The 18,488-nt window shown below is 72.9% G+C and carries 14 protein-coding genes and 2 pseudogenes; 9 read left to right on the forward strand and 7 right to left on the reverse strand.

Annotated features, from left to right (window positions below):
• Window positions 1-131: 131 nt before the first annotated feature.
• The 5 genes and pseudogenes from aztD to aztB form a co-directional block, all read right to left on the reverse strand.
• A complete protein-coding gene (gene aztD / locus JGS22_RS17775) occupies window positions 132-1,310 on the reverse strand; it encodes a zinc metallochaperone AztD (protein ID WP_372454319.1) in 1,179 nt (392 codons plus the stop codon).
• 93 nt (window positions 1,311-1,403) lie between these two features.
• Window positions 1,404-1,610, reverse strand: a pseudogene (locus tag JGS22_RS26430) (metal ABC transporter solute-binding protein, Zn/Mn family); the annotation flags it as partial.
• A 25-nt stretch (window positions 1,611-1,635) separates the two neighbouring features.
• Window positions 1,636-2,535 (reverse strand): annotated as a pseudogene (gene aztC, locus JGS22_RS17780) (zinc ABC transporter substrate-binding protein AztC); the annotation flags it as partial.
• 125 nt (window positions 2,536-2,660) lie between these two features.
• Window positions 2,661-3,917, reverse strand: coding sequence for a hypothetical protein (locus tag JGS22_RS17785; protein ID WP_211043520.1), 1,257 nt, complete (start codon window positions 3,915-3,917; stop codon window positions 2,661-2,663).
• A complete protein-coding gene (aztB, locus tag JGS22_RS17790) occupies window positions 3,914-4,822 on the reverse strand; it encodes a zinc ABC transporter permease AztB (protein WP_211043518.1) in 909 nt (302 codons plus the stop codon). The genes JGS22_RS17785 and aztB overlap by 4 nt, the downstream gene beginning before the upstream one ends.
• A 51-nt stretch (window positions 4,823-4,873) precedes the next feature.
• Here aztB and aztA point away from each other — a divergent pair, with 51 nt between their 5' ends.
• The 7 genes from aztA (at window position 4,874) to JGS22_RS17825 (ending at window position 11,071) form a co-directional block, all read left to right on the forward strand.
• A complete protein-coding gene (gene aztA / locus JGS22_RS17795; protein WP_211043516.1) occupies window positions 4,874-5,626 on the forward strand; it encodes a zinc ABC transporter ATP-binding protein AztA in 753 nt (250 codons plus the stop codon).
• A gap of 249 nt (window positions 5,627-5,875) precedes the next feature.
• Window positions 5,876-6,085, forward strand: a complete 210-nt coding sequence (locus JGS22_RS17800) for a CsbD family protein (protein ID WP_211041704.1) — start codon at window positions 5,876-5,878, stop codon at window positions 6,083-6,085.
• A 489-nt stretch (window positions 6,086-6,574) separates the two neighbouring features.
• On the forward strand, window positions 6,575-7,603 hold the full coding sequence (tdh, locus tag JGS22_RS17805) for an L-threonine 3-dehydrogenase (protein ID WP_211041703.1): 1,029 nt from the start codon (window positions 6,575-6,577) through the stop codon (window positions 7,601-7,603).
• 86 nt (window positions 7,604-7,689) lie between these two features.
• A complete protein-coding gene (locus tag JGS22_RS17810) occupies window positions 7,690-8,898 on the forward strand; it encodes a glycine C-acetyltransferase (RefSeq protein WP_211041702.1) in 1,209 nt (402 codons plus the stop codon).
• Between the two features lie 247 nt (window positions 8,899-9,145).
• Window positions 9,146-10,057: a LysR family transcriptional regulator gene (locus JGS22_RS17815; protein WP_211041701.1), complete on the forward strand. Its 912-nt coding sequence runs from the start codon at window positions 9,146-9,148 to the stop codon at window positions 10,055-10,057.
• 341 nt (window positions 10,058-10,398) lie between these two features.
• Window positions 10,399-10,803 carry a hypothetical protein gene (locus JGS22_RS17820; RefSeq protein WP_211041700.1) on the forward strand — a complete coding sequence of 135 codons (405 nt, stop codon included), beginning with the start codon at window positions 10,399-10,401 and terminating at the stop codon, window positions 10,801-10,803.
• Window positions 10,796-11,071 (forward strand): GNAT family N-acetyltransferase, encoded by a 276-nt coding sequence (locus JGS22_RS17825; RefSeq protein ID WP_372454275.1) that lies wholly within the window; start codon window positions 10,796-10,798, stop codon window positions 11,069-11,071. Before JGS22_RS17820 ends, JGS22_RS17825 begins: the two co-directional genes overlap by 8 nt.
• A 111-nt stretch (window positions 11,072-11,182) precedes the next feature.
• Here the strand turns inward: JGS22_RS17825 and JGS22_RS17830 are convergent, their stop codons facing one another.
• Window positions 11,183-12,856 (reverse strand): acyl-CoA dehydrogenase family protein, encoded by a 1,674-nt coding sequence (locus JGS22_RS17830; protein ID WP_211041699.1) that lies wholly within the window; start codon window positions 12,854-12,856, stop codon window positions 11,183-11,185.
• Between the two features lie 488 nt (window positions 12,857-13,344).
• On the opposite strand from JGS22_RS17830, the gene JGS22_RS17835 reads away from it, so the two are divergent.
• On the forward strand, window positions 13,345-14,040 hold the full coding sequence (locus JGS22_RS17835) for a PaaX family transcriptional regulator C-terminal domain-containing protein (protein WP_308405730.1): 696 nt from the start codon (window positions 13,345-13,347) through the stop codon (window positions 14,038-14,040).
• Between the two features lie 63 nt (window positions 14,041-14,103).
• Here the strand turns inward: JGS22_RS17835 and JGS22_RS17840 are convergent, their stop codons facing one another.
• Window positions 14,104-16,728 (reverse strand): NACHT domain-containing protein, encoded by a 2,625-nt coding sequence (locus JGS22_RS17840; RefSeq protein ID WP_211041697.1) that lies wholly within the window; start codon window positions 16,726-16,728, stop codon window positions 14,104-14,106.
• Window positions 16,729-16,853: 125 nt separating this feature from the next.
• On the opposite strand from JGS22_RS17840, the gene JGS22_RS17845 reads away from it, so the two are divergent.
• Window positions 16,854-18,353 carry an amino acid adenylation domain-containing protein gene (locus tag JGS22_RS17845; protein WP_211041696.1) on the forward strand — a complete coding sequence of 500 codons (1,500 nt, stop codon included), beginning with the start codon at window positions 16,854-16,856 and terminating at the stop codon, window positions 18,351-18,353.
• Window positions 18,354-18,488: the final 135 nt, after the last annotated feature.

The raw sequence follows: 18,488 nt of genomic DNA on the forward strand, positions 1-18,488 counted from the left end.
CGGCCGGGGGCGGGGCCACACCACGGGCTTCGGTGCGCACGTGTGCCCGCTCCGTACGCCTGACGCGTACGCCTGGGCGTACGCGCGAAGGCCGCCCGGGGTGTGGGCGGCCTTCGGCGGGGTGCTTTCGGTCAGTGGGCGGAGCCGGGCAGGTCGACGCCGCTGATCTCGTTGGGCGCCGAGGGCAGTTCGGCGGTGCCGGTCTTCTTGCCGGTCTCCAGGTCGATGGCGTGCAGCTTCTTCTGGGCGGGGTCGGAGACGTAGGCGGTGTGGTCGCGGACGAAGAGGGCGGGACGAGGCTGCTGCCAGTCCAGCGGCTCGCGCCACTTGTCGATGACGTCGACCGAGCCGGTGACCTCGGCGGAGTCCGGGTCGACGGTGTGCAGCTTGCCGTCGGTGCCCAGCACCAGCGCCTCGCCGTGCGGGCCGCGGGCCAGCGAGCGGAAGGTGTAGCTCGTGCCGAGGTCGACGAGTTCGAGCTTGCCGGTCTCGGTGTTGATCAGGGAAATCTGCTCGGGACGCTCCAGCTCCGCGTCCTCGTCGGTCTTGTAGTCGCCGAGGACGACGGGGGACCGGTCGGAACCGGCCTGGTTGCCGATGCGGCCGTAGTCGTCGGGGCTGTCGATCTTCTTGATCTCGCCGTCGCGGTAGAGCAGCACGCCGTCCTGGCAGCCGATCACCACGGCCTCGCCCTTGGCGGTGGCCTCGCCGTGCACACCGGGGCAGTCCTCGTTGCGCGCGATCTCCTTGCGGTCCTCGTCCAGCACGCTGATGCCGAAGCCGCCGTCCTTGTCGCCGACAGTGGTGAGGAGTTCGCCGTTCTCCAACTCGACGGCGACGCCGTGGTGGGGCGAGTCGGTCTTGTGGGTCGCGGTCTTCGGCTCGCCGTCGCCGAGGTCCTTCGGGTCGAAGATCCGGATCTCGCCGGTGCCGTCGGTGAACAGGACGGTCCTGCCCGCGTGCCGTACCACGTGGCCCGGCTCGGCGCCGGGGAAGGTGACGTCGGTCAGCTCCGCGCCGCCGGCGTCGAGGAGCTGGAAGCCCTTGGAGGTGGAGACCACCACGTGGCGGTCGTCGCCCGCCGGGTTGACGCGGTTGAAGCCCTTGAGGGGGATGTCCTCCACGATCTTCAGCGATGTGCCGTCCAGCACGTACAGTCCGCCGTCGTAGGTGGCGACCAGCGGCTCGGTCGCCTTGACGGCGCTCTTGCCGCCGGAGTCGGAGGCGCTCTTCTTCTCGTCCCCGTCGCTGTCACCGCTCTGGCCGCAGGAGGTGAGGAGCAGCGCGGCGACGACCGCGGTGCCGATCACCGCACTGGTGCGGGAGGCGCGAGTGGTGCGGGAGGCGCGGGAGGCGCCGGGCGTGTGCGCCGCGGCGGCGAGGCCACCTGCCTCCAGATGGCCCGCGCCGCCGCCCCTCGCGGTGAGCGACTCGGTGAACAGCGGTACGACGCGGACGTCCAACTCGGCCTCGTCCCGCAGGACTTGGGCCAGCCGGTCCGGCTGCCCGGAGTCCACGAAGATGGCGGGTACGCCGGCCCTGTCGATCGCGTCGGCGAGCGACTTGAGGTCGGACGCGCTGGGCGAGGCGAGCGTCGTACCGCTGTTCACCGAGTCGCTCACCGCGAGGGGCGGCGGCGCGGGCCATCTGGAGGTAGGTGGCCGCGCCGCCGCCCCTCGCGGTGAGCGACTCGGTGAACAGCGGTACGACGCGGACGTCCAACTCGGCCTCGTCCCGCAGGACTTGGGCCAGCCGGTCCGGCTGCCCGGAGTCCACGAAGATGGCGGGTACGCCGGCCCTGTCGATCGCGTCGGCGAGCGACTTGAGGTCGGACGCGCTGGGCGAGGCGAGCGTCGTACCGCTGGGCACCACCGCGCCCACCACCCGGAAGTCGTAGCGTTCGGCGAGGTAGCCGAAGACGTGGTGGTTGGTGACCAGGCTGCGCCGCTCGCGCGGGATCTTCGCGAACTCCCGGTCCGTCCACTCCCCGAGCGCCTCGACCCGCTTGCCGTACGCCGCACCGTTGGCCCTGACCCGCTTCGGGTCGACGCCGTCCACCTGCTCGACGATCTTTCCGGTCAGCACCCGCACGGCCTCGGCGACCCGTACCGGATCGGTCCAGAAGTGCGGGTCGGGCTCGCCCTTGCTCTCATCCGAGCGGTACGGCAGCGGGTCGACCTCCTCGCCGACCGCGAGGGCGGGAACGCCCGCCTCCTTCGCCGCGTCCACGTGCCGCTGGACGTTCTCCTCCAGGCCGAGGCCGTTGTGCACGACGAGGTCGGCCTGCTCCAACTCCGCGGCCTGCCGGGCGGATACGCCGAAGGAGTGCGGATCGGCGCCGGGCTTCATCAGCACCTTCACCTCCGCCTCCTCGCCGACGACGTTGCGGGTGAGGTCGCCGAGGATGTTGGTGGTGACCACGATCGTGGGCTCGCGGTCCGCGCCCGTACCGCAGCCCGCGAGCAGCGCCGGGGCGGCGAGGGCGAAGAGCAGCAGGGCGAGCACCGGCCCGCGTCCGCGCGCGGTGCGTCGCACCGTGGCCGTCCGGCCGGCGGCAGCGTGACCGGCTGTCGGCGGGAGGACGGCGGCAGCGTCGCCGGTCGACGGCGGGAAGGCGGCACCGTCACCGGCCGTCGCCGGGAGGGCGGCGTGGGGGTCGGTCATCGTCCGGTCTCCACCATGTCGGTCGGGGCGCCGGGCACGGTCAGACTCCGGGCGAGCCGCAACTCGTCCTGGTAGTCGATCTCGTGGATCCTGCCGGCGAGCGGGTCGTTGACGTAGGCGCGGGAGGTGTCCACCTCGATCACAGGCCGGGCGGTGCCGGGGTCGGGGACCTCGGACAGCAGCTTCGTGCGCGCGGTCTCCTTGCCGGTGGCGGTGTCGTGGGCGCGCAGTACACCGTCGTCGGTGAGTACGAGTGTCGGCTCGCCCTGCCCGACGGAGTTCACCGCGAGCACGGGGCGGCCGGTGTCCAGACGGCTCCACTCGCGCTCGCCGACGTCCAGCGTCCACACTCCCGTCTCGCCCGCCGGGGCTGCGAGGGTGGCGCTGCCGGGGCGGTGCCGGAACTCCCTTGCGCGGTCGGCCTTTTCGACCTTCTCCGGGTAGGGGATCTTCGTGGCGGTGAGCTTCCCGTCCTTCCCCTCACCCGGGGCGACGAGCAGCGCGCCGTCCGCGCAGCCGAACACGACGCCGCGCGGGGTGAGGGCCTGGCCCTCCAGCTGCGGGCAGTCGCCGCTCAGCGTCCGGCCCTTGTCGCCGTTGCGCGCGTCGACCCGGATCCGGTCGATGTCCGCGCCCGACTGCCGTACGGGGACCAGCAGCTGACGTTCGTACGGTACGGCCGCTCCGGCGGACCCGTTGGCGGCGAGCGTACGGACGCGCACCGCCCGGCCGTCCTCCAGCTTCTCGCGGTCCAGCAGGCCGACCCGTCCGTCCGGTCCGGTCAGCGCGGTGGTGGCGGGGTCGCTGTAGGTGCCGTGCACCCGCCCGCCGGGCACGCTGCCGACGGCGGCCGGATCGGCGCGGTAGTAGTGGGTGTGGTCGCCGTGGTCGACCATCCACACGCCGCTGTCGAAGAGATGGGCCTCGCGCGCGGTGCCGACCTGCGCGAACCGGCCGTCGCCGGTGAGGGTTTCGGCCCCCTCGACGCGGCCGAGCGCGGTGACCTTCGCGCTGAGGGGGTCGAGCAGCCGCACCCGGCCGGTGCCGCGGTCCAGCACGACCAGCCCGGGCTGGTGCTCGGCGGCCTCCTCCGCGCCCTCGACGTAGCCGTGCGGGGTGGCGTCCTCGGCGCCGGTCTCCTTCGACCCGGCACCGCCGGTCGAATCGCTGCGCACACAGCCCGTACCGGCGAGCAGCACCAGCGGCAGCAGCGTGCCGACTACCGCGGCGCGGCGGGGTATTCGGGGATTCATACGGTCTCGACCTCGGTTCTCGAAACGGTCTGCGGGGAGTCGGCGGAGCCGGGGGAGGAGCGGGGCGTGCGGGCGGACGCGGGCGTGGTGCGGCGCTCGCGAACCGCCGCCAGGGCCGTCGACAGCAGGAAGAGCAGCACCGCGACCGCGGCCACGGTGGCGCCGGCGGCGATGCCCAGGTGCCAGGAGAGCAGCAGCCCGAGGAAGGTCGAGAGCGAGCCGACGAGCGCGGCGCCCAGCATGATCGTGGTGATCCGGCGCGCCCACGGCAGCACCGCTGCCGGCGGCGCGATCAGCAGTCCGAAGACCAGCAGTGCGCCGACGACGCGGAAGGAGGCGACGATCGCAAGCGTCACCAGCGCGATGAGCGCGGCGTGGGCGAGCGCGGGGCGAAGCCCGAGCGTCCGCGCCTTGCGGGGGTCGAAGGCGAGCGCGACGAATGCCCGATGCCCGAGCAGCGCGAGCAGCGCCGCCACCGCGAGCGCCAACGTCAGCTGGACCAGGTCCTGTTGACGCACGGCGAGCACGTCGCCGAAGAGGTAGCCGGTGAGATCGACGGCGAAGGACTGCGATCTCGAGACGATGATCACGCCGAGCGAGAGCATCCCCACGAAGAGCAGTCCGATGCTGGTGTCCTGGGAAAGCCGGGGCGAGCGGCTGAGCGCGGTGACGCCGAGTGCCATCACGGCGGCGCTGATCGCGGCACCGAGCAGCAGGTTCGCGCCGAGCAGGGACGCGGTGGCCACACCGGGCAGCATTCCGTGCGACATCGCGTCGCCGAGGAAGGCCATCCCGCGCAGCACCACCCACGTCCCCGCGAAGGCGCAGACGCAGGAGACCAGCACTCCGGCCCACAGGGCCCGTTGCACGAAGGCGACCTCGAAGGGACTCCACAACCACTCCATGGACACGGAACCTATAATGAAAACGGTTATCAACACAATCAAGGGGTTGTCATGTCAGTCGTCGAAGAGGCCGCCGCCATCGGGACGCCCGCCGCAGCGGTCCAGCTCCGGGAGCTGTCCGTCGGATACGGGCGCAGTCCCGCGCTCCATCAACTCACCGCCCGCATACCGGAGTTGGCGACCACCGCGATCGTCGGGCCGAACGGTTCGGGGAAGTCCACGCTGCTGGCGGCGCTCGCCGGAGTGATCCCGCCCACTGCCGGTGAGATCTCCCACCGAGCGGCCGAGCGCCCGGCGCTGGTCATGCAGCGCAGCGCCGTGAGCGACACCCTGCCGCTCACGGTCCGCGACGCCGTCACGATGGGGCGCTGGCCGCACCGCCCGCTGCTCGGCCGACTCACCCGTCGCGACCGGGAGATCGTCGAGGAGTGCATGGCGCGGCTGGACATCACCGACCTCGCCGACCGTCAGCTCGGCCGGCTCTCCGGCGGCCAGCGTCAGCGGGCGCTCGTCGCGCAGGGGCTGGCCCAGCGCTCACCGCTGCTGCTCCTGGACGAGCCGACCACAGGCCTCGACGCCGCCGCCCGGCAGCGCATCTCGCAGGTCCTGCGGGAGAGTCGGGAGCAGGGCGCCACCGTCGTGCACGCCACCCACGACTTCCCCGAGGCGATGAACGCCGACCACTGCCTGCTCCTCGCGGACGGCCGCCTCGTCGCCGAGGGCCCACCCCGGGAGGTGCTGACCGCCGAAGCGGTGGAGCAGGTGTGGGCGGTCCCCGAACTCCCCGCGCACAACGGGGGTTGAGGGTGCGGTCGAAGGCCGTTGAGCGACGCCGGGCGCGGGCGGGGACGGACGGGGACGGACGGGGCGCGGGGCGAACGCGGGCCGGCCGGCGGGCGGTTGCGGGAGAATCGATTCCGCTTCGTACGTTAGGGGCGGGCGAAGTTGGGCAGGTTCGCAAGTCCGCGGGGCTGTACACATCCCGTGGGCAGCGCGCGGTGGCGTCCCCCGGGAGGCCGCGGCGCGTGCACGCGACAATGCGAGGAGGTCACCATGGCCGACAACGGCGCGATCGACAAGCTCAAGGGCAAGGCCAAGGAACTGGCCGGCAAGGTCACGGGTGACAAGCGCACGGAGACCGAGGGCAAGACCGACCAGGTCAAGGGCGACGCCAAGGGAGCCGTCGGCGAGGTGAAGGACCGCGCCGCGGGCGTGAAGGACTCCCTCACGGACAACAAGGACACCAAGGACGACGTCAAGTAGGCGTCCCCGCCGCTTCACACGGCGCCGCCGCCCGCGCAGGGCGGCGGCGCCGTCGTCGTGCGCCGACCCGCCGCGCGGGAGGCCGCGGTCGACGGCCCGCACGCGGCCACCGCCCGCCGGCCCGGGGTGCGAGTCCGTACGCGAGCGCGAGGGGCGAGTCCGTACGTCGGTGCGTGGTGGGTGCCGTACGTCGGCGGCGCTTTCCGGCCACTGCGCACGGTCCTCCCGGGTGAACCCGCGCGGCGTCTCCGGTGTACCGCTTCACCCCTCTGACCTGCAACGTGAAGGCGAGCTGTACGAGCGTTTCAGAAAGTCTCGATGGACTTCACGGTGGCCGGTAGGCATCTTGGTGCGCACCGCGCGACCGGCGAACGCCTCACCTGTCCGGTTCGTGCGGAGCCCGGCACCCGACCGTCCCGGCAGCCCGACTGAACCCCGGCAGCCCTGCAACCCCGACAACGACGTCGTACCTCTGGAGCCACGCACCGCATGAAGGCACTCGTCAAACAGCACTCCGAGCCAGGACTGTGGCTCGTCGACGTACCCGAGCCGGAGGTCGGCCCCTCCGAGGTGTTGATCAGGGTCCTGCGGACCGGGATCTGCGGCACCGATCTGCACATCCGGGACTGGGACGGCTGGGCGCGCCGCGCGGTCGACACCCCGCTGGTGCTCGGTCACGAGTTCGTCGGCGAGGTCGCGGGTTTCGGCGACGACGTCGAGGACCTGGAAGTGGGCCAACTCGTCAGCGGCGAGGGGCATCTGGTCTGCGGGAAGTGCCGCAACTGCCTCGCCGGACGGCGTCATCTGTGCCGCAGCACGCTGGGGCTCGGGGTGGGACGCGACGGCGCGTTCGCCGAGTACGTGACCCTGCCCGCGTCGAACGTCTGGGTGCACCGCACCCAGGTCGATCTGGACGTCGCCGCCATCTTCGACCCGTTCGGCAACGCCGTCCACACCGCGCTCACCTTCCCGCTGGTCGGCGAGGACGTGCTGATCACCGGCGCGGGGCCGATCGGCGTGATGGCCGCCGCGGTGGCCCGGCACGCGGGGGCCCGCAACGTGGTGGTCACCGACGTCAGCGAGGAGCGCCTCGCCCTCGCCCGCAAGGTCGGCGCCACGCTCGCGCTGAACGTCCGGGACGCCGGGATCGCCGACGCCCAGAGCGAGTTGGGGCTGCGCGAGGGCTTCGACATCGGACTGGAGATGTCCGGTCGGCCCGAGGCGATGCGCGACATGATCGCCAACATGACGCACGGCGGACGGATCGCGATGCTCGGTCTGCCCGCCGAGGAGTTCGCGGTGGACTGGGCGAAGATCGTCACCTCGATGATCACCGTCAAGGGCATCTACGGCCGCGAGATGTACGAGACCTGGTACGCCATGACCGTCCTCCTGGAGGGCGGTCTCGACCTCAGCCCGGTGATCACCGGCCGCTACCCCTACCGGGACTTCGACGCCGCCTTCGACGAGGCGGCCACCGCCCGCGGCGGGAAGATCATCCTCGACTGGACCGACTGACCGCATCCGGCACCGCACCGGGTCCGAAGGTCCCGCATCCGGCACCGCGTTCGCAGGCCACACCCTCATCCCACGGGAGACCACACATGTACGCGTCCGTCCGCGACGAACTCCGCACCACCCTCGACGAGATCACCGAAGCCGGCCTCTACAAGCCGGAACGCGTCATCGGCAGCCCGCAGTCGGCCTCCGTCGCCGTCACCGCCGGCGGCACCAAGGGCGAGGTGCTCAACTTCTGCGCCAACAACTACCTCGGCCTCGCCGACCACCCCGAGGTCGTCGCCGCCGCCAAGCAGGCCCTGGACCGCTGGGGCTACGGCATGGCCTCGGTGCGCTTCATCTGCGGCACCCAGGACGTGCACAAGGAGCTCGAGGCCCGGCTGTCGGCCTTCCTCGGCCAGGAGGACACGATCCTCTACTCCTCCTGCTTCGACGCCAACGGCGGTGTCTTCGAGACCCTGCTCGGCGCTGAGGACGCGGTGATCTCCGACGCCCTCAACCACGCCAGCATCATCGACGGCATCCGCCTCTCCAAGGCCCGCCGCCACCGCTACGCCAACCGCGACCTCGCCGACCTGGAGAAGCAGCTGCAGGACACCCAGGACGCCCGGCGCCGCCTCATCGTCACCGACGGCGTGTTCTCCATGGACGGCTACCTCGCCCCGCTCCGCGAGATCTGCGATCTGGCCGACCGCTACGACGCCATGGTGATGGTCGACGACTCCCACGCGGTGGGCTTCGTCGGCGAAGGCGGACGCGGCACCCCCGAGCTGCACGGCGTCATGGACCGGATCGACATCATCACCGGCACCCTCGGCAAGGCGCTCGGCGGGGCTTCCGGCGGGTACGTGGCCGCCCGCGCCGAGATCGTCGCCCTGCTGCGCCAGCGCTCGCGCCCGTACCTCTTCTCCAACTCGCTCGCCCCGGTCATCGCCGCCGCCTCGCTGAAGGTCCTCGACCTGCTGGAGGGCGCGGGGGACCTGCGGCAGCGGCTGAACGCCAACACCGCGCTCTTCCGCGAGGAGATGACCAAGGCCGGTTTCGACATCCTGCCCGGCGACCACGCCATCGCCCCGGTGATGATCGGCGACGCGGCGGAGGCCGGACGGATGGCCGAACTCCTGCTGGAGCGCGGGGTGTACGTGATCGGCTTCTCCTACCCGGTCGTCCCGCTCGGCCGGGCGCGCATCCGCGTCCAGCTCTCGGCGGCCCACTCCACCGCCGATGTGCAGCGGGCGGTCGCCGCGTTCATCGACGCCCGCGAGGCCCTGCGCCAGGACGCGGCGGACGCCTGACGCGGCAGGCCGACGCCCGGGGCGCCGGCCCGGGGTGTCGGCGTCCGGATTCGGTCGAGGGGTCGGCACCCCGGGCGTCGGCGTCGGGTGTCGGTCCAGGGGTCGGGCACCCCGGGTTTCGGGTGTCACATCGGACGTGCCCGTCGTCCGTCCGGGTCGGCCGGGAGGCGGGCCGTGGCCCGGCGCCGGTCTCCGGGGGCGACTCCGGCCGGGGTGGGAAGAGGCCGGGAGCTGCGACAATGGCCCGGTGATCGACCCCCGGCGACTGCGTGTGCTGCGGGCCGTGGCTGACCACCGGACGGTGACGGCCGCGGCTGCCGCGCTCTACCTCACGCCCTCCGCCGTCTCGCAGCAGCTGGCCGCGCTGGAGCAGGAGACCGGCCACGCGCTGCTGGACCGCACCGGTCGCGGCGTACGGCTGACCGCCGCGGGCTCGATACTGCTCGGCCACGCCCACGAGGTGCTGGCCCAGCTGGAGCGGGCCGAGGCCGAGCTCGCCGCGTACGCGGGCGGAGCCTCCGGCGAGGTGACGGTGGCCGCGTTCGCCACCGGTATCGCCGAGGTGCTGGCCCCGGTCTACGCCCGGCTCGCCGCCGGCAGGCCCGGCATCCGGCTGCGGGTCCGGGACGCGGAGGGCGACGAGAGCCTGCCGCTGGTGCTGGACGGTCGCGCCGATCTGGCGCTGGCCGTCGAGTACCGCGGCGCTCCGGAGGAGGGGGACGTACGGCTGAGCCGATTCCCGCTGTACGCCGAGCCGTTCGACGCGGTGCTGCCCGCCGCCCACCCGCTCGCCGAGCGCCCCGACATCACCCTCCAGGGGCTGGCCGACGACGACTGGATCAGCCCCTACCCCGGCAACCCCTGCCACGACGTGACCCTCCTCGCCTGTGAACTGGCCGGTTTCAAGCCGCAGTTGACGCACCAGTCGGACGACTTCCGGGCTGTGGTCGCGCTTGCCGGGGCGGGCGCGGGTGTCGCGCTCGTACCGCGTTCCGCGTTGCGCGGCATCGAGCTGAAGGACCTCGTCGTACGTCCGGTGCAGGGCCCCGCACCCACCCGCCGGGTCTTCGCCGCGGTGCGCCGGGGCGGCGAGACGCATCCGCTGATCCGCCCCGTGCTCACCGCCCTGCGCGAGACCGCCGACGCCCTCGGCGACTGACCGCCCCGCGCGGCGACGCAGCCGCGTCGGGGGAGCGAGCGGATCGGGCCGGCCGGTACGTGCCGCAGCGCCGTGCCGGGTCGAACTGCCCGCGGCCATACGGACGTTGGTGCCGTGCCTCGATCGCTGCTGGGCATCGGTGTCGGACCTCCGCCGTGCCGTCCTCGTCGCGCCGGGTCCGCGTGCCGCCGGCACCGAGCGTCCTGCGGATCGCGGGGTGCGTCCTCGTGGGGGCGGGACCGGCACGTCCGTGGCCGGGTCTCGTGGGCGGGGTCGGGAGTCGACGGGTCGGCGCGACGGGCCGCGCGGTGCGGTGGCCGGGCCGTGGTTGGCTTGCGCGTATGGAGACCGACACCGAGGACGGCGCGGAGGCGGGCGGTTCGCCCAGGATTCGGGTGCGGACGCGGCGACCGGCGGATCTGCCGCAGTGCGCCCTGGCCCTGGCCGAGGTCCACCGGCAGGACGGCTACCCGGTCAACTGGCCCGAGGACGCGGCCGGTTGGCTCGGCCGGGTTTCCGAGTACGGCGCCTGGGTGGCGGTGCTGGACGGCCGCACCGTAGGACACATCGGATTGGGCGTCGCGGACGCGGACCTCGCGGCGGCGGACGGCGGACCTCTGGGCGGGCCCCGGCGACAGTCAGCCGCAGCACGGAACAGAGCGTCACCCGGGCCGTCCCGCCGAGCGTCACCCACAGCGCCGTACCGACCGCCTGGCAGTGTCCGGCGGGAGAGCGGCCGTGGGTGACGTTCCTCAACTTGCGGTCGTCAGCAGGCTGTTCGTCCTGCCGGAGGCAAGAGGGCACGCCCTGGGCGGGCTGCTTCTGGGGCGTGCGGTGGCACGCGCCCGGGAGCTCGGGCTGCAACCGCTGCTCGATGTGGTCGCCACCGACACCGCCGCCTGCGCACTCTACGAACGCCACGGCTGGGAGCTGCTCGGCACCGTACTCAGGCGTTGGGGGCCGGAGCAGTTGGTGACCCTGCGGTGCTACGCCGCGCCCGCGCCCGCGAGTTGACGCGACGGGCCCTTATCGGCCCGAGCGCGCCGCCCTGACTCGGCACCCTCCAAAGGCCGTTGTGCGGCCGGTACGTCAACTCGCTTCGCACCTAAGGCCTCTGACGTCGACTCAGCCCGGGATGCGGGCGCGGTCGAGGATGCCGTCGAGGTCCGCGTGGCCGGGAAGGGTGCCGAAGGCGAGGCCGCCCTCGCCGCCCAGCCTCGTCGCGCAGAACGCGTCCGCGACCGCCGCGGGGGCGTGCCGCACCAGCAGCGAACCCTGGAGCGCGAGCGCCATCCGCTCCACCACCCGTCGGGCCCGCATCTGGACGCCCGCCATGTCCGAGAGGTCCGACCACAGTTCGGCGACGGCCGCGTCCAGTCGGGCGTCCGCGCCCCGGGCGAGTGAGAGTTCGTCCATCAGCGCCTGCACCGCCGCGGGCTCCTTGCCCAGCGCGCGCAGCACATCGAGCGCGTTGACGTTGCCGGAGCCCTCCCACACGGAGTTGAGCGGCGCCTCGCGGTAGAGGCGCGGCATACCGGACTCCTCGACGTACCCGTTGCCGCCCAGGCACTCCAGCGCCTCGGCGGTGAAGGGCGGGGTCCGCTTGGTCACCCAGTACTTGCCGACCGCCGTCGCCAGCCGCCGGAACGCCTGCTCGCCCTCGTCGCCGCGCGCCGCCCGGTCCGCGGCGCCCGCCAGCCGCAGCGTCAGCGTCGTCGCCGCCTCGGACTCCAGCGCGAGGTCGGCCAGTACGTTGCGCATCAGCGGCTGGTCGATCAGCCGGGCGCCGAAGGCCGAGCGGTGCCGCACGTGGTGGCCGGCCTCCACCAGCGCCTTGCGCATCAGGGTGGCGGAACCGGCGACACACTCCAGCCGGGTGCAGTTGACCATCTCGATGATCGTCTTCACGCCGCGGCCCTCGGGCCCGACCCGCCAGGCGACGGTGCCGTCGAACTCCGGCTCGGAGGAGGCGTTCGAGCGATTGCCCAGCTTGTCCTTCAGCCGCTGGATGCGGAAGGTGTTGCGACTGCCGTCCGGCAGCACGCGCGGTACCAGGAAGCAGGAGAGGCCGCCCGGCGCCTGCGCCAGCACGAGGAAGAGGTCGCACATCGGCGCCGAGGTGAACCACTTGTGCCCGCGCAGGGTGTAGACGCCCTCCTCGGCGGTGGGCTCGGCGATCGTGGTGTTGGTGCGGACGTCCGAACCGCCCTGCTTCTCGGTCATCCCCATCCCGGCGAGCAGTCCGCGCTTCTCGGTCGGCACCCGAAGTCCCGGATCGTAGAAGCGACTTGCCAGCAGCGGCGTGTAGACCTCGGCGAGGTCGGGCTGGTGGCGCAGCGCCGGGATCACCGCGTACGTCATCGCCATCGGACAGCCGTGGCCGGCCTCCGTGTGGCCCCAGGTGAGCAGCGCGCCGTAACGGGCGACGTGCGCGCCGGGACGGTCGTCCAGCCAGGCCGCGCCCGTGGCCCCGGACTCGACCGCGACGCGGGTCAGCTGGTGCCAGCTGTCGTGGAACTCCACCTCGTCGATCCGGTTGCCGTACCGGTCGTGGGTGCGCAGCACCGGCTCGACGGTGTTGGCCAGCTCGCCCCAGCGCTGGGCCTCCTCGCCGCCGGCGCGCGCCCCGAGGCGGCGCACCTCCTCGACGGCCCAGCCGGCGCCCTCGCGCTCCATGCCCTCCAGCAGCGCCGCGTCGTCCGAGGCGTCGTAGGGGGTGAGCGGCGGGGGCTGGTTGGTGACGTCGTGGGTGGCGTACGACTGCTTGCCCAGCTGCTGCGTTTCCGGTGCGGAGGCCATGCATCGAGTATTACGCTGCGCGTGCGGATGCGGCAAGAGTGTAATGTCGGGCTGTGGGTCGGGTTCCGCGAACGCCGACCCCCGCCGGTGCCGGCCAACTCCCCCCCCTGGCCGGCACCGGCCCCAGCGTCCTCCGGCCCTGGAGCGGGGCGCTCCGGGGCCCCGTGATCCGCGGCCTGCTCGGTGATCTGCGTGGGACGAGAGGCCGGATCCCTCCGGGCGCCGGTCAGCGCCTCGGGGCGACCCCGTCGGCGGAGGCCCGAAGGCTGCGGCTGCCACACGGCAGCCAGAAAGGTCGGACCACCATGAGCGGCGGACCCGGGCCCACCGGACCTCCAGGGCCCACTGGCGCCACCGGACCGGAAGGGTGGCCGGCGCCGGATGCCGTTCCCCGGCCGCCGTACCGTTCGCCGGCGAGTGCCGGCCCGTACCGCCGGTCGTCGGACCGTCCGCCCCTGGGGCTGCGTCCGCTCACCGCCCGATCGGTCGTGCTCAGCCTGCTGCTCGGTTCCCATCCGCCCGCGCTGCCCGTGCGCGACCTGGTGCGGATCGCCGAACTCTTCGGCATCAGCGACACCGCGCTGCGCGTCGCCCTGACCCGGATGGTCGCCTCAGGCGATCTCCAACGGACTGACCGCACCTACGAGTTGAGCGCCCGACTGCTGGAGCGTCAACGCCGCCAGGACGAAGCCGTCAGCCCTCGGGTGCGGGAGTGGGACGGAGGGTGGGAGCTGGTCGCCGTCACGGCCGGCGGGCGCGGCGCCACCGCCCGCGCCGCGCTGCGGGTACGCCTCGCCGGGCTGCGCCTGGCCGAGCTGCGCGAGGGCCTGTGGCTGCGCCCGGCCAACCTCCGGCGTCCCCTGCCGGCGGACCTGGACGAGGTGGCCGCGCGCTTCGACGGCACACCGCAGGGCGATCCGGCCGACCTGGTGCGTTCACTGTGGGACCTTCAGGAGTGGGCCGAGCGCGCCGCAGAGCTCACCGATCGGTTGGCAGCCGCCGAAGGCCCGGCGGAACGCTTCACCCTCGCCGCCGCCTCGGTGCGGCACCTGCTCGCCGACCCCGTGCTGCCCGAGGTCCTGTTGCCGCCGGCCTGGCCCGCCGAGGCGCTGCGCGTCGCCTTCCGCGACTACCGACGGGAAGTCGCCGACATCATCGTCTCCGCCCAGGACACCCTGGACTGACTCGCCGACCGGCGGCTCGCTCCCGGCCGGCGAGTGAGGCGCAACTGCCCGGCGTCGAACTGATCAGACGTCAGAATTGCCGAACAGCACGGAAGTTGCTGTTCCGGGAGTGGCCGATGCGAGGCGCTCCTGCTTCCGGCGCTCGCTCGGACTGGTGACGGTGACGTGGTCGGGCAGACAGCGCCGGAGATGGTGGTGCGCCCCTTCGATCAGGACCGTCTCCAGATGCGGGAAGCCCCTGAGCCACTCCCAGTCCTCGCCGTTGGTGTTCTGGCCGCGCAGCCAGAGACCCTTGAGCTGCGCCCGGTCCAGGCGCTTTGCCAGTTGCTCAGGGTGGTAGGCCGCCGTGACCTGTACGCGGGGACGCCCGCCGAGCAGCTGGAGCGCACGCAGGTGCGCGTCGTTGTGGGCGGGGAAGTAGAGGTTGGCCGGATCGAGGTGTCCGATGATCTCCTCGGCGTACTGGCGGGTGTCGAACCGGTGCCAGGACCAGGCGAGTTGGGACCGCACGGCGAGCGAGGGGTGGTCGCGGTAGCGGGCGAGCACCGCCAGGCAGTCGTCGGTGCCCAGATGGGCCGCGGTGACGACGATGTGGCGCGCCTGTTCGTCGCTGACGGCCTCGGGGCCGGGCAGCAGACCGAGCACCAGCGGCCCCGCCAGCTCGGCGAGCCGCCGTGCGGAGTTGCCGTCGCGCGGCGGCACCAGCGCGGTCGCCCGCTCGCGCACTCTGCGGCGTGTGTCGGGGTCCAGCTCGGTGGCCTGGTCGAGGCAGCTGGTCGCCAGCAGCACCGCGTGCACCCGGCGCCGCCGGTCCTCCGGGGCGTCGGAGGTGGGGAGTGCGTCGATCAACCCGTTGAGGATGCGGGCCCGTTCGGCGGGCCGGGCGAGGGCGACGGCCATCCGGAGCACGTCCTCCCACTGCGGCTTGTGCGCGTTGTTCAGCAGCAGCGGGAAGTCGACCTCCTCCACCGCCGCCTTGGCGCCGAGGTAGTCCTGGAAGGTGCGGTGGACGAAGTCGATGCGCTCGGGCGCCGGTTCACGGAGCAGCCCGCTGCGGCTCAGAAGATGGCGCAGAACGCCCTCCGCATCGGTGCCGAGGTCGGGCATGTGGCCGAGCGCGCGGGCGAGTTGGGCGCGCGCGTCGTCCCGGTCCATCTCGGCGCGGTCGTTGCGGATGAGCCAGTGGGCCAGTTTCTGGAGGAGCTGTACCTGTACCTCGCGGGAGAGTCGGAGGTCCTGGTCGCGCTGGATGCCTCGTTCCAGGTCGCGGCGTTCCAGCAGCATGGCGAGCGCCGCCTCGTACAGGTCCTTGCGGCTGTGCGGGAGGAAGCCGCGCCGATCGCGGTGCAGGGCACAGAGCAGCCCGCACATCAGGGGGTTGACGGCGAGGGCTCCGAGGTCGCTGCCGGCGCGGATCGAACCGATGAGTGCGTCCGCCAACTCGCGGTCGGCGTCCGCGGCGTGGTGCCAGCGCTTGACGAACGCCAGCACGTTCGTCCGCGACATCGGAGCCAGCGACAGCTCGCCGAATCCGTCCGCGGAGAGCCAGTCCTCGTCCACGGATGCCGGGCGGGCGGTGACCAGCCAGAGGTTCCCCGGATAGTCGCGGGCCAGCTCGCGTATCCAACGACGCGTCGCCGTGCGGGAGTTGGCGGGAACCTCGTCGATGCCGTCGATCAACATCAGAGCACGGCCGCCGGCCAGCACCCGGTCGGCCCAGCCCGCCGGTTGGGCGCCCGCCAGATTGCTGCCCGCCGCGTGCAGGAACCGGTCCGGCGTCGGCGGCTCGTCGTCCCGCAGCACCCGACGCAGCGGAAGCACGAAGGGCACCCGGCCGACCAGGTACGTCAAGTCCTCGTGACCGCGCTCGGGTTGGCGTGCGGCGGCCACCGCCAGCCACTGGATCAGCGTCGTCTTCCCCGAGCCCGCAGCCCCGCGCAGCAGCACCCGGTCCCGGTCCGCCAGCACATCGTCCGACCTCAGCGGAGCGTCCCAGCGGTCGGTCGCCTCCAGCGTCAGATACGCGGCGTCCAACGGCCATTCACGGGTGTGCGCGGAGTCGAGCCCGTAGATGGTCAACTCGCCGTGGCGCTGCCTGACATGGGCCGCGTACCGCTCCTCGAAGCGGGCGTCCTCGACAGCGGTGGAAGGCGTACGGGTCAGGAGCCGGTCCACCTTGGTGTCCAACTCACCGAGCGCACGCGTCTGTTCGACCAGCGTGCGCGCGACGAAGGTGGAGCGCTGGGTGAAGAAGTGCAGGATCTGCTCGCACGCGGCCTCCAGAAGCGGGCCGAAGTACGCCTGAGCCTCACCGGAGAGAGGACCGGGACTCGCCAACTCCCGTGCGAACCGCGCCGGTTCGAGACCGGCGGCCTGCACATCGTCCATCTGCAAGTCGCCGACGCTGCGAAGGGCGACGAACAGGGCGTTCGCCAGTTCGGTCCGCACCTCGGCGGACGGCTGCTCCCGCGGGCCCCGCCCGGCCGCCGCCCGGCGCACCAGCTCGCCGACGAGCCGGTGCAGGTCCCGCTGCTCGAGCACCTGCTTCTCACCCCGGAAGGAGACCAGGCCGGACAGCCGCACCGGCCGGTCCACGACCCCCGCACCGGTCCCCTCGGAGACGAACAGCTTCCGCAGCAGCGGGGTCAGTGCGGTGACCGCGAGACGCGCGGCGACGGCTGGCTCCATGTCTCCGAGCCTAGGCCAACTCGCGCGACCACAGGGCCGGTTGGTCGGCCATGCGTCGCCGCGCACGCCCGCTCCGGAAGCTGTTCGACCGCGCGCTGTCATGGCCCTTGCATACGATCGACCCCGTGACGAACGAAGCCCCTGGCACCGCGTACGAGCCGCACCCCCACCTCGGCGGTCGCGGCGCCGCGCTCCGCGCGCTCGCCTCCTGGCGCTCGGCCCGGCCCGGCACGCCCCGGGTCGTCGTGGTCACCGGCGCCGACGGCAGCGGTCGCTCACGTCTGCTGGACGGTTTTCTGATGCTCTGCGACCCGGAGTTCCGCCGCAGGCTCCGGCTGGACGTGCTCGAGCCGGCGACGGTGCCGCCCGAGCTGCCCGCCCCGCTCGTCCTGGACCCGACGGGGCAGCCGGTCCACCGGGTGCGGGAGCAGCTGGCGGAGGCGTACCGGCTGCCGGCCGTGCCCACCGCGGACGTCTTCGCCCAACTCGCCGCGCTGGACGATCCGTTGCCGCTCTTCGTGCCGCACGCAGACCGTGCCGGGCCGGTACGGCACCTGGACGAGGAGTCCCGTCTGGTGCGGGAGGTCCTGATCCCGCTGGCCGTACTGCCTCGCACCCGGATCGTGGTGGAGGCCGGGCGCTCGGCAGCTGCCGAGCTGGTCGCCGCGCTGCCCCCGGGTGAGGCGGGCGTCATCGACCTCGCCGAGGCGCGCTGGGCCGACCCCGAGGGGCTGGTGCTCCAGACGCTCGCCCTGATGGACACGGCTCCGACCGACGAGCCCGCCCCGCCGTACGCCACCGACCCCGCGCTGCGGCGCACGATCGCCGAGGCACTGGTCTCCCGGATCGGTGCGGGCGACGGCAGCCGGCTGACCGCGGAGCTCGCAGTGCGGTCCCTGACGCAGCTGCCGATCCCGGTGGAGAACCCGCTCGATCCGGCCCAACTGCCCGACAGCCTCGATGAGTTGCTGAACCGTCATGCCGCGCAGGCGGGTGTGGACCCGGCCACGGTGCGCATGGTCCTGATCCCGATCGCACTGGCCGAGGGCGGCCTCCTGCCCGCCCAGCTGATCTTCCCGCTGGCGAGCGCGGCGGCAGGCCGCGATCTGCGTGCCGAGGCCGAGCGCTGCCTGACAGTGCTCGACCCCTTCCTCACCGCCGTGGTGGACCGAGAGCAGGGAGGCGAGTCGTCGGCATCGGTGCGTCTGACCCACCCGGCCCTCGCCCGCGCGGTGCGCGAGGGCGTCGAGGAGGAGGCCGCCGCCGTACAGGGACGTATCGCCGTGGCGCTGCTGGAGGCCGTCCCGGAACAGGACTGGTCCCGGGCCCTCCCGTACGTCCGCGACCGCATCGCCGCCCATGCGCTCGCCGCCGGTCTGCTGCCCCAACTGCTCACCGATCCGGGGCTGTTCACCCACGCGGATCCCGTGGTGCTGCGCGCCTGCGTGGAAGCCGTACCGGCCGACACCCTGGACGCCCCGGCGCGCACCTATCTGCGGATCGCTCCACGGCTGACCGCGGGCGGCGGAGTGCCGCCCCGTACCCGTGCCCGGCTGCTGGAGTCGGCCTTCACACAGGACGGCCTGCCGCAGCACGCCGCCGCGGTACGGGCGTTGGCTGCCTGAACCTCGCGTTGCTCGTGCCGCGTCAACCGACCCCACGTGTCGAGTCGATGCCAACTTGGCGCTTAACGCGTTTTCTTGAGTCACTGTCAGAGGCACGGGCTACTCTTCGGAATGACAGCAACCTGACAATCGCAT

Source organism: Streptomyces tardus (assembly GCF_018101125.2).
In the GTDB taxonomy this organism is placed as follows: Bacteria; Actinomycetota; Actinomycetes; order Streptomycetales; family Streptomycetaceae; genus Streptomyces; species Streptomyces tardus.

Bases quoted from the DNA above. Each gene is read 5' to 3' on its own strand.
- JGS22_RS17785 (WP_211043520.1), bottom strand. From the start codon at position 3,917: ATGAATCCCCGAATACCCCGCCGCGCCGCGGTAGTCGGCACGCTGCTG.
- JGS22_RS17810 (WP_211041702.1), top strand. From the start codon at position 7,690: ATGTACGCGTCCGTCCGCGACGAACTCCGCACCACCCTCGACGAGATC.
- JGS22_RS17830 (WP_211041699.1), bottom strand. From the start codon at position 12,856: ATGGCCTCCGCACCGGAAACGCAGCAGCTGGGCAAGCAGTCGTACGCC.
- aztA (WP_211043516.1), top strand. From the start codon at position 4,874: ATGTCAGTCGTCGAAGAGGCCGCCGCCATCGGGACGCCCGCCGCAGCG.
- JGS22_RS17840 (WP_211041697.1), bottom strand. From the start codon at position 16,728: ATGGAGCCAGCCGTCGCCGCGCGTCTCGCGGTCACCGCACTGACCCCG.
- aztB (WP_211043518.1), bottom strand. From the start codon at position 4,822: ATGGAGTGGTTGTGGAGTCCCTTCGAGGTCGCCTTCGTGCAACGGGCC.
- tdh (WP_211041703.1), top strand. From the start codon at position 6,575: ATGAAGGCACTCGTCAAACAGCACTCCGAGCCAGGACTGTGGCTCGTC.
- JGS22_RS17800 (WP_211041704.1), top strand. From the start codon at position 5,876: ATGGCCGACAACGGCGCGATCGACAAGCTCAAGGGCAAGGCCAAGGAA.
- JGS22_RS17820 (WP_211041700.1), top strand. From the start codon at position 10,399: ATGGAGACCGACACCGAGGACGGCGCGGAGGCGGGCGGTTCGCCCAGG.